The following is a 13,712-nucleotide window of genomic DNA, read 5'->3' as shown; positions in this document are numbered from 1 at the left end:
TTAAAATCTGTTGAGAAAATTGCTTATAAAAAAAATATTTTATTTTTTGGCAGAGCAGTTAAATTCATCACTGCATGTTTTTCCAAGGCTTCTCAGTATAGAAAATACTATTCCAAGGCCTTTCTGGGCATCTTCATCTTTCATTGCGCGAAGAGTTCCCATCATACCCCCAACAGGCGTTACCGTATCAGTTTTTATCGCGTTTTCTACTGCTTTAATCATATTTACGTAATGCGGTGCAACGCTAAGGTCCAGTGTTCCAAGGGAAGCAAGAATTGGTTTCTCATTCATGAGAAGATTCATGGTAAAATCATTGGACAGCAGTCCCATAATAGCTCCCATTGCAGCATCATCTTTCAGAATCCCCATAACTGGATCAATCAGGCCCTTGTTCTGTATTACTGTTACTATTTCAAGCAGATTGCTGAGCGCCTTTACATTCTTCTCCTCTGACATTATTTTTAGCAATACCATTACTGAATCTGTTTTGGTAGTAAGTGATAGTACATCATCGCTTGTCAGTAGACTGAAGACTGTCTTTAAAGTTTCATCGTCACTCAATATTCCGGATATTACATCGAGAAAGCCAAGGTTATCAAGCTTTCTTATAAGCTCAATTGCCCTGGTCAAACTGGAAATATATTCCGGTTTCATCAATTTTTCTAACTGTTCATCTTCAGACATCATATTAAATCACCAGCTCGCAAGATATTTGTCAAGTGCCATATCGCCATTAGTCCACATAAAGTATTTGGTAAATAACTCCTTCTTTATATGGTTTGTGGCTGAGGGCTGTGCGATTTTTTCATCTCCACCATAAAATGTTGTATCATTCACGGCAATTGCAAATCCTTCCAGAGGATTATCTGCTATGCATACAACTTCAGGTGTGTATGTATCAACTTTTGTTGGGACTCCAAGCCTGTTAGCCAGATCCTGCATTGCAATCCTGGATGTCATCACCGCGAGGAAGCCAAGCTTTGGAACTGTTATCTGGTTTGAGTCTCCACATGAGTATACATTTGGATATTTAACAGATCTCATATGCTCATCTGTAACAACAAATCCACCATCGTCGAACAGGTCAGGTGTGGAATTCTTCACTGCGTCGTTAGCTTCATATGGAGGCAATACTATAGCTATATCTGCCTTTATGGTCTTTCCATCCTCAGAAACTATTTCGCCTTTCTTTAATTCCTTTAATTTGAAATTCCATACTGTATCAAATCCGGCCTGGGCAAATAAGGACTTTACAACGCCCCTTGATTCCTTTGCAATATCCGTAAGAATTTCCTCTCCAGGAGAGAATATTGTTATGTGTGTTTTATCCATAATTCCTCTCTTTTTAAGGTATGCCGGTATCATCAATGACATTTCAAAAATTGGCCCTTCACATGCTGAATCAGCAACTGATGCCCAGTTTTCAGGGTATTTCCCTCTTGGCTTAAGTGTGCCCTGATAAAATACTCCGGAGCCTATTGCTATATTTCCTCCCTCGAATTTCTCCAGCTTCTCATGAAGTGCAGTTGCAAAATCAGGTTCGCACACACTGGATCCATAGTCATCCCAACCATTCAGATGCTCAACACCAAGTTTTGCTCCGAATGCAACGACAAGATAATCGTAAGTAATATTCTCCTTTTTGCCATCAGGTGCCGAATATTCAACCTTATTCTTTTTGGCATCTATGGCGTTAACAGTACCTAATACAAATTTAATTCCCTTTGCTGGTAAAGCTGTTGCAAGGTCTACCTCAAGGTCTTCTGCTTTGAAAACTCCGATACTGACATGGGGCATTCCTGGCCTGAAAGCCGCATACGGAGTATTATTTATGAGTGTTACATCCACTTTATCCCCAAGCAATCTTTTTGCTGTATAAGCTGCCGTCAATCCGGCAAATCTTCCACCTAAAACAAGTAATTTAGTCATATTTCACCACTTAGATTATAATATTATAGTTATATATTAAGTTTTTTATCACATTTGTGAAGAAAAATACCTTTTTAGTATAATTTTTTGTAGTTATTTTATATATAGCACAGTATAGTTTTATATATGCATTGTAAAAAAATAAATAATATGATGTAAATTGATAATTAATAACATAATAAGGCATTAAATATTATTTTTCGTCATTGTGCAATAATTTTTAACCTTATTTATAAATTCATGTGTCCCGGCATTGCCTCCAGATTCTATTGGAATTGTACCATTTCTTATTACATTTTCTACTGATTTCTCCATGATGCCTGCAGTTTCTGTCTGGTTCAAATGCTTTAACATCATTATGCATGAAAGTATTGATGCTACAGGATTTGCTATATTCTTCCCTGCTATGTCAGGCGCACTGCCATGTACCGGTTCGAACATAGACGAATAGTCGCCTATATTGCCACTTGGTGCATACCCGAGGCCCCCTACCATAGCACTGGACATATCTGAAAGTATATCCCCATATAGGTTTGGAGCAATTATATACCTGTATTTCAACGGGTTATTTATCATATTGTAAGCAAGTGAATCCGCATATTCAAAGTTTATTTTTTTACCGGCAGGTTCTGATTCCTCTATAGCTATTTCACGCCATAATGAATACATGTCTACAGCATTAGCCTTATCTGTAATTGTCACAGTTTCAGTGTCAGCAATTTTGTATGCCATATTAAAAAAGCGTTTTAAATTTTTTCTTGAAAGGAAGCCCATTGTATAATAAATAGTATCATCTGATTCAGAATTTATATCAATATTATAATTGTAAAAGTTTCCTTTTTGCCTGAACAGTTTATGTTCATTTAATGATCCTGAAATATCAGAATAAAAATCCTCCTTATTCTCCCTTAAAATTGTCATATGTATATTATTCCCTGTTATCCTGCTAAATGAGATGGCAGGGCGGATATTCATATAAAGATCCAGTTCCTTTCTGAGCCTGAGTATGACACCCTGTTCCATGATTCCTGGCTTTACCCTGAAATCACCTATGGCACCGAAAAAAATTGAATTGTAGCTTTTTAATTCATCTATTTCGCTATCTTTTATTGTTATGCCTTTATTAATATATCTTTCAGACGATATATTATAAAACGTAAAATTAACTGATGGGTCTATAGAGGTTACCAGATCACAGACCTGGGGTATTATTTCCTTTCCAATGCCATCACCTGGTATGACAGCTATATCTACCATTTCCCGGACCTCACATAATTGACAAGCCCCTTGCTATCTATAATGTTCCTGAGAAATTCAGGGTATTTTTTAAACTGTGTTGTAATGCCATTGTGCATTATAATGCTTTTATCAAAATCTATTGATATTTCACCATATTCTGTAGCTTCTATCTTTGCTTCTATTACCGGTATCCCTGTATTTATTGCATTTCTAAAGAATATCCTTGCAAAGCTTTCAGCAATAATACATGATATGCCAAGGCCTTTAATTGTTATTACTGCATGCTCCCTGCTTGAACCGGACCCGAAATTTTTCCCTGCAACTATAATATCGCCCTTCATAATATTTGCCGCAAGGTCAGGGTATTCATTTTCCATGAAATGTGGTGCCAGTTTATCCGGTTCAGATGTGTTAAGGTATTTTGCCGGTATTATCTGATCTGTATCAACATTGTCTCCTAATACAATTGCCCTTCCTTTTATATTATTTACCATTTTATATCTCCTCCGGTGTTCCAATTCTTCCAAGTATGGCTGATGATGCAACTATTGATGGATTTGCCAGGTATACTTTAGAAGTTTTATCTCCCATCCGCCCTATAAAATTCCTGTTTGTTGAAGAAATACATACTTCATCAGGGCCCAGTACGCCCATATATCCACCGAGGCAGGCACCACATGTCGTGCCTGAAAAATAGCCACCGGCTTCCACTATAGTATTTATGAGTCCTTCCCTCAGTGCCTGGTTATATACTTCCTGGCTTGCAGGAACTACCATAAGCCTGACATTTCTGTTAACTTTCCTGCCCTTCAGTATTGCAGCTGCTTTTCTTATATCTTCTATTCTCCCATTCGTGCATGACCCTATGTATGCCTGGTCTATTTTCTCATGTATTGCAGAAGCAATTCTAACATTGTCAGGCGAATTGGGAATTGCAATAGAGGGTTCTATATTATTCATATCAATATTGAATGTTTGAGAGAAATCAGCATTTTCATCTGATTTTACTATTTTATAGCTGCCTGTATTTCTCTGGTTCAGGTATTCTATTGTTTTTTCATCTGTATCAAAAAATGAACATTTAGCTCCTGCTTCTGTTGTCATATTGGCCATTGTCATTCTTTCGTTGATATCAATATACTTTATATTTCCGGAAAATTCCATGCATTTATATGCTGCACCACCGTTTTTGATTTTTGATAATACATGCAGTATAATATCCTTCCCTTCTACGCCTTTTCCAGGTTTTCCTGTAAGGTTTATCTTAATTGTTTCAGGAATTTTGAACCACATTTTGCCAGTAGCAAATATTACGCCTGCTTCTGTACTTCCTATGCCGGTAGAAATTGCTGACAGTGCACCATATGTGTTTGTATGGGAATCTGCACCTGCTATTAGCCTTCCCGGTGCAGCAAAACCCTTCTCCATCATAACCTGGTGGCAGACGCCTCCATGGCCTATATCATAAAACCATGTTCCATTCTCAAGCGCAAAATCCTTGGATTTTTTATACTGTTTCGCAGAATTGATGTCTTTCGGCGGAACAAAATGGTCCGGTATAATTATTATTTTGTCGCTTTTTGGCTTCATTCCAAGTTCGTTAAAAGCATCTATGGCTATTGGGGCCGTAATATCATTGGCCATTACATAATCCACATTTGCCACTATATAATCGCCACTTTTTGAATCTGTTCCACTCTTCTCTGAAAATATTTTCTCTACCGCTGTCTTACTCATTTCTTGCCACCTCTAATAAAAATTTGTCATCAATTGTTTTATTTCCTTCTTTCTTCACTATCTGTAATATATTATCTATTTCATCATCAGTTTTATGCATACCATTATTCTCCAGTATGTATTTTATTGCTGCCTTCCCGGAATGCTTGCCTATAACTATTCTTCTATTGAGCCCAAAAATTTCCGGGTTTATAGCCTCGTATGTTTTCGGGTTGTTTATTATGCCCTGGACATGTATGCCAGCTTCATGTGAAAACGCATTTTCTCCTGTTATGGCTTTGTTCTTCTGAGGTATTATTCCGCTTGCTGCACTGACATATTTTGATATGCTGTATAGTTTTTCCATTTTTATATCTGTGTATGAATTTAAAAATCCATAAATTGATGACACAACCTCCTCTAAAGAGGCATTTCCAGCTCTCTCACCGATTCCGTTTACTGTTACCTGGGCTTCATTTGCACCAGCCATTAAACCTGCAAGGGTATTGGCTGTAGCCATTCCAAAATCGTTATGACAATGGATGCTTATGCCGGTGCTGGTAAATGATTTTATTTTGTTAATAAAATAATACATAGAGATTGGATTCATTATGCCTATAGTATCTGGAAAATTTATAGTTTCAACCTTAATGGAAGAAACTATCTGCTTAAGGAAATCCATGCTGGTTCGTGTTGCATCTTCTGGAGAGAAAATTATTCTCATGCCATAGCTCCTTGCATAATCTATAGATTCCATTATACTGTCAAAAACCTGTTCCCTGGTTTTTTTTAATTTATATTTCATATGGATATCCGATGTTGCAATAAACAGGTGTATTATTCTAGAATCTGACTCTATTACCTTATCTATATCATTTCTATTGCATCTTGCCAGTGAACATATATTTTCCATATCATGATTTATCTTTTTTATTGATTTCATTTCATCATTAGAAACGGCAGGAAATCCAGCCTCTATTATATTGACACCAGCATCATACAGCATTTTTGCTATCTTATATTTCTGATCTGTGTTAAATGATACTCCGGGTGTTTGTTCTCCATCCCTCAGTGTTGTATCAAATATACTTATATTTTCCCTGTTAAATTCATAGCCCATTCTGCTGTATTCACCCATATTGAAAAAATCGCTATAGCTTCCGCCACCATAAAAATACATCTTATTACCTCCAAAAATTCTAATGAAGATAACGTTTACTCAAGCAACAAAAAGAACAATTGCTCAATAAACATTATCGAATTCATCTACAGGTGAATTAACATAATGTTATATAAATATATCTATAACTGCTCTTGAATCAAATACAAAATTAAAAATGCCGTGAGCCGGGATTGAACCAGCGACCTCCAGATCTTCAGTCTGGCGCTCTCCCAACTGAGCTATCACGGCTACATAGTTACACTGGTAAATTCAGAATAGTCTCAATTTACATTTGATAGTGTTCAATATAACACTGTACCAGCAATTTCAGCGCTGTACACATTATAGCCTTAAACTATCCTGTGTTTATTGTTCGGATAATGATAAACTTTTCGCTCATTTTTATCTATAGGCTACAGAACATGAATCCCATGGAATGTGTACAACAACCCTTTCGATGCATACTGGCTATAAGACATATAATTAAAATCAATATATATCAATAAAAATAGGGCTAAAGTATATATAGTTAAGTTTATTCATTATCTCGATGAGAAAATTTTCAGAATATTTCACCGTATTCTTCTTCTACCGTTTAACAGGTATTATTCTATTCCTTAGTGGATTTGTTTTTTACTTATTCTGGGGAATAGAATATTCTGGATGGAAAGATTCTGGCCTTATATCCTTTGTTGTTCCATTGATACTTTTAGGCCTTTTAACAATATGGCTAGGAAATGAAAAAGAAAAAGAGAATAGAAAGCTGATTAAAAAATAAATTTAAAAAATTGTTTATTAATTTTTCAGGATTGTGGATAAATAAATATATTGGTTTTTATTGTAATGGTATGCTTAAAAGAGGGTTTGGTGTTGCAAAGGCGATAAATTATAAGGCACGGGTGTATTTCCAGTGGAAACTGTTTATTTATAAGTGTTATGAAAGTAAAAAATTATTAATTGAAATGAAAAATAATACCCGCACTTATATAGGGGGGGGAGGGGTGTATTTCCTATGGAAGTGAAAAATGGTACCCCCCTGAGAACTGCTCTTTATGATGAACATAAAAAATTGAATGCTACAATGATAGATTTCCATGGATGGGATATGCCGCTTCAATATACATCCATTATAAAAGAGCATATGTCTGTAAGAAACGATGTTGGAATGTTTGATATTTCACATATGGGCGATATTGTAATATCCGGTCCGGGATCAGACAATTATGTTGATTATATTTTCCCATCCAGGATTTCATTATTAAAGAACAATGAATGTATGTACACTGCATTTCTTAACCCATCTGGGAATATGATTGACGATACAATAATTTATAGATTATCCGGTGAAAAATTCTTTTTAATACCAAATGCGTCCAATATCGATAAAATTTATAAGTGGATGATAGATAATAAAAAAGATTACGATGTAACAATAGAAAATTATTCAAATATAATCAGCCATATTGCAGTACAGGGCCCTAAATCTGTAGATGTTTTGAAAAATTTAGGAATGGAATTCCCTGAACAGTTTAAATTTTTATATTCAGATGCAAAAAAGTATAATGCAATAACTGGAAAAAATGAAATAATAATATCAGGAACAGGTTATACAGGTGAAAAAGGTGTAGAACTTATAGTTCCAAATGAACTTGCAGCAGATATGTGGAATAGTGTATTAAATGAAGTTAAAAAGTTGAACGGGCTTCCATGCGGACTGGGCGCCAGGGATACCTTAAGAATGGAAAAAGGAATGCTATTATCCGGACAGGATTTTAATGAAAATAAGAACCCATATGAAGCGTCTATATCTTTTATTGTCAATATCGACCATGAATTTATTGGAAAAGAAGCTTTGATGAAACAGAAAAATGAGTATACGGATATTTTTAGGGGATTTAAACTGGAAAACCGGAATATACCGAGAAATGGGTTTAATATATATATAAATGGAAATATAGAAGGAACAATAACAAGTGGAACTGTATCTCCTATTCTAAATACGGGGATTGGATTGGGATATATTAATAGAAAATACAGCAAAAGTGGAACTGAAGCTTTTATCAAGATAAGAGATAATATGGTAAAAGCTGAAATTGTAAAGCCAAAAATTTTGAAATAATAATTTTTTTACTTTTTAATTAATATAATAATATATTTTTTTATTATTAATAATAAAAAAAGTGTGTCACTTTATAATAATATAATTTAAACTTTTATATTATATTATATATCATATCCTATTAATTATATATTTATTATTTATAATAATATAATATCATTATACCCACATACCCTTTTTTACGTTCCACTGGAAATGCACCTCTCCCCCCCTCCCGGCTATCCGAACTAATTTTCTATGTCAATAAATTAAATCCAGTTTAGAAACATTTAATAATTTTAGTATAATTTCCATTGAATTATGATGGGCCGATAGATCAGCGGTAGATCGCTTGCTTTGCAAGCAAGAGGGCTCGGGTCCAAATCCCGATCGGTCCATATTTGGATACAATGCTTTTTAAAAATATGTTATCTGTATTATTAAACCTAGATTTGCTATTTAACCAGATTCTTACTACCGATGCAATAGTCAAATTTAATAACACTTTTTATATTATTTATACAATGATTGTAATTAAGATCGGTGGGAGCATTATAACAGACAAATCAATGTATAAAAAATTCAATGGGCAAATAGTAGAAAACATTGTTAAAACTCTAAAACGTATAGATAAACAAATGGTAATAATTCATGGGGGTGGTTCTTTTGGCCATATAAAATCTAAAGAATATGGTTTGCCAGGCCAGGTTTCTGAAAGAACAATGGAGGGCATGAATATCGTACATAATGATATGGCAGAATTGGATCTTAAAATTTCAAAAATTTTTCAGGAAAATAAAATCTATAATATTTCACTTCCTGTTTCATCACTTGTTTATAATAATAAAAAAAATTATAATATTTTTTCAAAATATCTGGAACTGGGCATAACCCCCATTTCATATGGAGATACATACATACATAGCAATGAAATAGGTATATACTCTGGCGATAATATTGCATATGATATTTCAAAAATATTGCATCCCGAATTTGTAATATTCTTTTCAGACGTTGATGGCATATTCGATAAAAATCCGAAAAATAACCCTGATGCAAAGCTCTTAAAAACAATTTCAACAGATTTTCAATATGATACTATTAATCCAGATGTCACAGGAGGAATAATGAATAAATATAATAAAATGAAACTAATTTCTGATATAGGAATACCTGTATACCTCATTAATGGACTTTATCCGGAACGAATATATAATATAGGAAAGGATAATTTTACAGGAACGGTGGTTTAATGATAGAAAACAGAAAGGAAGAGCATATTAATATTGCTGAGAATATGAATGTTACTTCAGAGCACAATTTCTGGGATGATATTAGATTAATACACAGGGCTATACCTGAAGTTGATTATGATTCTATAAATACAAAAATTAATTTTCTAGGAACTGAATTCGGTTTGCCATTCCTTATATCTTCCATGACAGGCGGTACTGAAAAAGCAAGAAAAATAAACGAAAACCTTGCCAGGGCAGCTGAAGAATTCAAGATAGGCATGGGTGTTGGGAGCATGAGGGCTGCTATAGAAAATAAAAATATAGCAGATACATTTTCAGTTATAAATAATTATAAGATACCGGCAAGATTTGCAAACATCGGGGCACCACAGCTAATCGGGCAGGAAAAGCCTCCTATTTCTGATAAAGACATTGAATACATATTCAATCTTATAGGTGCTAAATACCTGATTGTCCATTTTAATTTTTTACAGGAAATGGTACAGCCGGAAGGGGACAAAAATGCTAGAGGAGTGATGTCAAGGCTAAAGGAAATAGCAAAATCTTATCCTGTCATAGCTAAAGAAACCGGCAGCGGATTCTCAAGGGATGATGCTCTGGAACTAAAAGATGCAGGTGTCAAAGCAATAGATGTTGGGGGTCTTGGTGGCACTTCATTTGCTGCAATAGAATATTACAGGGCTGAAAAAATTCAGAATAAAGAAAAAATGCACACCGGCCAGACATTCTGGAACTGGGGAGTACCTTCACCAGCATCTATTAAATTCTGTTCCGTTGGTTTGCCAATTATAGGGAGTGGAGGAATAAGAAATGGCCAGGACGTAGTAAAATCTATAATTATGGGGGCAGACATGGGTGCTATGGCGAGGAATTTCCTAAAGGACGCAGACACATCATACGAAGATCTGGTATTCCATATAAAAAATATAATAAAAGATATTAAAATTTCTATGTTTTTAACAGCTTCGAAGGATGTATCAGAACTTAAAAACAAAAGATATATAGTTTTAGATCCATTATATTCATGGCTAAACCAGGGTGATTAAATGGATGAAAAGAAAACAGAATCAAGATGCCCGAATTGCAATAGTTTTTTATATTATATTGAAGCAGACAATGAAATACCATACGAAGGCAAAATTACCATACATACATACGTATGCAAAAATTGCAACTATAAAAATATCACTATAGACAGGCATGAAAAGGGAGAGCCAAAAATTATAAAGTTTAAGATAAAGAATAAGAACGATTTAAAAACAATAGTTTACCGGTCTCCAGACGCAAGTGTCCATATTCCAGAACTGGAGGCTGAAATATCCCCTGGAATAGCATCTAAAGGCTATATTACAACCATAGAAGGCATATTAACAAGCATAAAAGAGAAACTTTCTATCATGGGCGACGATGAAAATATAAATGTACTGAGGCAAAGAATAGAAGGTATAATAAGCGGCGCAGAGGAGAGCGTAACCATAATACTGGACGATGATTCAGGGCAGAGCAGGATTAATAGCAGCAGGGTTGAAATAATTAAAAAGAAATAGCATTATTTATAAGAAATTTAATATATATCCAATCTTATTCCATATCAATGATAGAAATTTTACACCTTTCAAAATCATTTAAAAATTTTAAAGCAGTATCAGATTTAAACCTTGAAATAAACAACGGGCAAATAATGGGGCTTGCAGGCCTGAATGGTGCCGGAAAAACAACAACAATAAGGGCTGCATGCGGTATAATATTTCCAACTTCAGGAACGATCACCGTTAATAATTTTGATATAGTTAAAGAAAAAATAAAAGCATCCAGAAACATTGGCTGGGTTCCGGAACTGCCAAATTTTGAACCAGATGCCAGGCCAGTACCCCTTCTGAAATATTATGCAGGATTTTACGGTATAAAACCGGACGAAGCGGAGAAAAATGCTATTGAAATGATGAAACAGTTTGATATTTACAATTACAGGAATAGAAAATTAAAGTATTACTCCCAGGGAATGAAAAAGAGATTTGCACTCATAGCTGCAATGATAGGAAATCCTGACAATTATCTTTTCGATGAAACATTGAATGGGCTTGATCCAAACGGTGTTAAAGAGGTAAGGGATTTAATTATTAATCTAAAAAAGCAGGGAAAATCTATACTCCTTTCATCCCACATATTAGAACTGCAGAACGTTGCAGACAAAATTGCAATAGTAAAGAATGGTTCTGTAGTCAAAACGCTTTCAAGGGATGATCTGATGCATCTAGGGACAACAGGAACAAAAATACACATAAAAAACCCCGATGCCGGTATGGAAAAAATATTATCGGAATTCGGGGAATTTACATCAGATGGCACCTATTATTACATCAAAAATAATGGTGAAGTTGATGTTTCTGAACTTAACAGGCAACTTGTAATTAAAAATTACAGGGTGGATTATATCAGCATGGAGAATGAAACACTGGAAGATTACTTTTTGAATATGGTGAAATAAGATGAATGGATTTTTATATGATATAAAACGTACTATTACAGGAAAATTTACCATTATACTCATAGTTCTGCTTGTACTGGTAACCGCAGCATCTGCTTATGGAGCCGGAGTCAGTTCTGACTATGCACATCCAGGCAATACCGCTATCGTAATGCCATATATTAACCAAACTGGCAATTCAGTAAATATAACTGATTATGTAATAAATGGCTATGGAGACCCGGTTTCAGGGTTGCATATAACTTCATCTTTATATTACAATTTGAATAATAGTTTAATAAAGCACTTCAGTGGAACAACCAATGGTACAGGCTACGTTCATTTTAGCATTAAGAATTTATCTACAAATTTAACATACCGCTATAACGAATATTATCGGGATGGAATCGCACTGGTTGGATCCAATAATACCATGAATTATTATAATGGGCAGAATATTTTAATAAATGACGCATTCACCTTTGCAGCACCATATTATTCAATCAATTTTAACGATTCTAAATATCCATTATATGCAGTAAATTTGAAGGATAAATCTGACCCTGCACTGGTAAGCACAATGATATATAACCCGGACTATAAATCCACAGATAGCCCTGATGTCTATTATAATACATCTTCTACGCTTTTAAATACCGATCACTTTAACAAAACGAATACAGTATACATAGGAAAAGTAAACTCGAACAGGTTTATTGTCACACCACCCCTGAAGACCGCAGATGCCGGCAAATCTGTAAATATTTATATTGTTAACAGCACAGGTGCAGTGATAGTACCATTTCTAAATTACGAGTACACTTACATAAAGCCCGGTTCAATATTACAGGATGAGCTTGCCATATTTTTCGGTGTATTGCTGATACCAATAATGGGGATATTCTCAGCATATTTCTATTACAGCAAGGATAAGACTTCAGGAGTCCTGGAATCAATAATAGTCAGGCCCATAACAAAAGGCAAACTTATGATGTCCAGATTTGCTGGAAATTCCGTTAGCTTCCTTGCAGGATTATTGATAGCTCTTGGTCTTGCTGATTTTATCCTGTATCATTATACAGGTGTTTTTATATCATCCGGAACGTTCCTTACAATACTTTTAGGATACCTTGTAGAAATAATAGGATTTGCAGGAATTATTTACCTGGTTTCCCAGTTTGAAAAGACCCAGGGGCAGGTATTAGGAACAGGGCTTGGAATGTTATTTATTATGGGATTCATGTGGTCAACTATAGTTTCACCAGCTATCCTGTATTTACTGCGTGTTAAATCTACGGGAATTGCATATTTCAAGGACCTCCTTATAGTCAATTCTTTTTCTCCATCATATTTCCCTGATTTAATATCGGATTACCATCTCGGTTCATACAGTACATATAAGGCGTCGGCAGTTGGCATTAACATATATTCTATAATCGCAGTCGGACTTATCTGGATACTGGTTCCGTCTTTACTGGCTTTATATTTTGCCAGGAAGAAGGACTAGGACTTATTTTTATTATTGTAAAATACATATAGTTTAAATATAACACTTCGCAATAAATAATTTTATATAAGTTATTTCAATGGGGAATTAAGGATATTTATGATTACTACACCGGATGCTATATTGGCTTTGGCAGCTTCAATTGCCATTGCCGGCGGATTGATTGGAACTGGAATGGCTCAACAGGGTATCGGAGCTGCTGGAATGGGTATAATTGCAGAAAAACCAGAAAAATTTGGTCAGGTATTGTTTTTCTTTGTAATACCGGAAACCCTGTGGATTATTGGTTTTGTTCTGGGAATTATATTACTGTTGCACGTAATATAAGAAAGATTTTT

The 13,712-nt window shown here is 34.8% G+C and carries 14 protein-coding genes and 2 tRNA genes; 9 read left to right on the top strand and 7 right to left on the bottom strand.

What is annotated here, in order from left to right; genetic code table 11:
• Nucleotides 1-39: 39 nt before the first annotated feature.
• The 7 genes from FACI_RS04715 to FACI_RS04685 form a co-directional block, all read right to left on the bottom strand.
• Nucleotides 40-687 carry a DUF1641 domain-containing protein gene (locus FACI_RS04715; RefSeq protein WP_009886989.1) on the bottom strand — a complete coding sequence of 216 codons (648 nt, stop codon included), beginning with the start codon at nt 685-687 and terminating at the stop codon, nt 40-42.
• Nucleotides 688-693: 6 nt separating this feature from the next.
• A complete protein-coding gene (locus FACI_RS04710) occupies nt 694-1,929 on the bottom strand; it encodes an NAD(P)/FAD-dependent oxidoreductase (protein WP_009886988.1) in 1,236 nt (411 codons plus the stop codon).
• 186 nt (nt 1,930-2,115) lie between these two features.
• Nucleotides 2,116-3,186, bottom strand: coding sequence for an isocitrate/isopropylmalate family dehydrogenase (locus FACI_RS04705; RefSeq protein ID WP_009886987.1), 1,071 nt, complete (start codon nt 3,184-3,186; stop codon nt 2,116-2,118).
• Entirely contained in the window at nt 3,180-3,662 is a 483-nt protein-coding gene (locus FACI_RS04700) for a LeuD/DmdB family oxidoreductase small subunit (RefSeq protein WP_009886986.1), read from the bottom strand. The genes FACI_RS04705 and FACI_RS04700 overlap by 7 nt, the downstream gene beginning before the upstream one ends.
• A gap of 1 nt (nt 3,663) precedes the next feature.
• The gene (locus tag FACI_RS04695; RefSeq protein ID WP_009886985.1) at nt 3,664-4,905 is read right to left on the bottom strand and encodes a 3-isopropylmalate dehydratase large subunit; all 1,242 of its coding nucleotides are present in this window, start codon (nt 4,903-4,905) and stop codon (nt 3,664-3,666) included.
• Nucleotides 4,898-6,064, bottom strand: coding sequence for a homocitrate synthase family protein (locus FACI_RS04690; RefSeq protein ID WP_009886984.1), 1,167 nt, complete (start codon nt 6,062-6,064; stop codon nt 4,898-4,900). The genes FACI_RS04695 and FACI_RS04690 overlap by 8 nt, the downstream gene beginning before the upstream one ends.
• 158 nt (nt 6,065-6,222) lie before the next feature.
• Nucleotides 6,223-6,295, bottom strand: a tRNA-Phe gene (locus FACI_RS04685).
• Nucleotides 6,296-6,596: 301 nt separating this feature from the next.
• Between FACI_RS04685 and FACI_RS04680 the strand changes: the two genes are divergently transcribed.
• From FACI_RS04680 to FACI_RS04640, 9 genes are all read left to right on the top strand, one after another.
• Complete coding sequence (locus tag FACI_RS04680) at nt 6,597-6,824, top strand: hypothetical protein (protein ID WP_009886983.1); 228 nt, start codon at nt 6,597-6,599, stop codon at nt 6,822-6,824.
• Between the two features lie 234 nt (nt 6,825-7,058).
• Nucleotides 7,059-8,165, top strand: a complete 1,107-nt coding sequence (gene gcvT / locus FACI_RS04675) for a glycine cleavage system aminomethyltransferase GcvT (protein ID WP_009886981.1) — start codon at nt 7,059-7,061, stop codon at nt 8,163-8,165.
• Nucleotides 8,166-8,470: 305 nt separating this feature from the next.
• Nucleotides 8,471-8,542 (top strand) — tRNA-Ala (locus tag FACI_RS04670).
• A 126-nt stretch (nt 8,543-8,668) separates the two neighbouring features.
• Nucleotides 8,669-9,397 (top strand): isopentenyl phosphate kinase, encoded by a 729-nt coding sequence (locus FACI_RS04665; protein ID WP_048074052.1) that lies wholly within the window; start codon nt 8,669-8,671, stop codon nt 9,395-9,397.
• Entirely contained in the window at nt 9,397-10,446 is a 1,050-nt protein-coding gene (fni, locus tag FACI_RS04660) for a type 2 isopentenyl-diphosphate Delta-isomerase (protein ID WP_009886979.1), read from the top strand. The genes FACI_RS04665 and fni overlap by 1 nt, the downstream gene beginning before the upstream one ends.
• Nucleotides 10,447-10,947 (top strand): ZPR1 zinc finger domain-containing protein, encoded by a 501-nt coding sequence (locus tag FACI_RS04655; protein ID WP_009886978.1) that lies wholly within the window; start codon nt 10,447-10,449, stop codon nt 10,945-10,947.
• A gap of 47 nt (nt 10,948-10,994) precedes the next feature.
• Nucleotides 10,995-11,888 carry an ABC transporter ATP-binding protein gene (locus tag FACI_RS04650; RefSeq protein WP_009886977.1) on the top strand — a complete coding sequence of 298 codons (894 nt, stop codon included), beginning with the start codon at nt 10,995-10,997 and terminating at the stop codon, nt 11,886-11,888.
• A 1-nt stretch (nt 11,889) separates the two neighbouring features.
• Nucleotides 11,890-13,374, top strand: a complete 1,485-nt coding sequence (locus FACI_RS04645) for an ABC transporter permease subunit (protein WP_009886976.1) — start codon at nt 11,890-11,892, stop codon at nt 13,372-13,374.
• A 99-nt stretch (nt 13,375-13,473) separates the two neighbouring features.
• Nucleotides 13,474-13,701: an ATPase gene (locus tag FACI_RS04640; protein ID WP_009886975.1), complete on the top strand. Its 228-nt coding sequence runs from the start codon at nt 13,474-13,476 to the stop codon at nt 13,699-13,701.
• The last annotated feature ends 11 nt before the right edge of the window (nt 13,702-13,712 follow it).

The sequence above is a fragment of the Ferroplasma acidarmanus Fer1 genome, from assembly GCF_000152265.2.
In the GTDB taxonomy this organism is placed as follows: domain Archaea; phylum Thermoplasmatota; class Thermoplasmata; order Thermoplasmatales; family Thermoplasmataceae; genus Ferroplasma; species Ferroplasma acidiphilum.
Note: the sequence above shows the minus strand (reverse complement) of the source record. Positions and strands in the feature narration are given on the sequence as shown.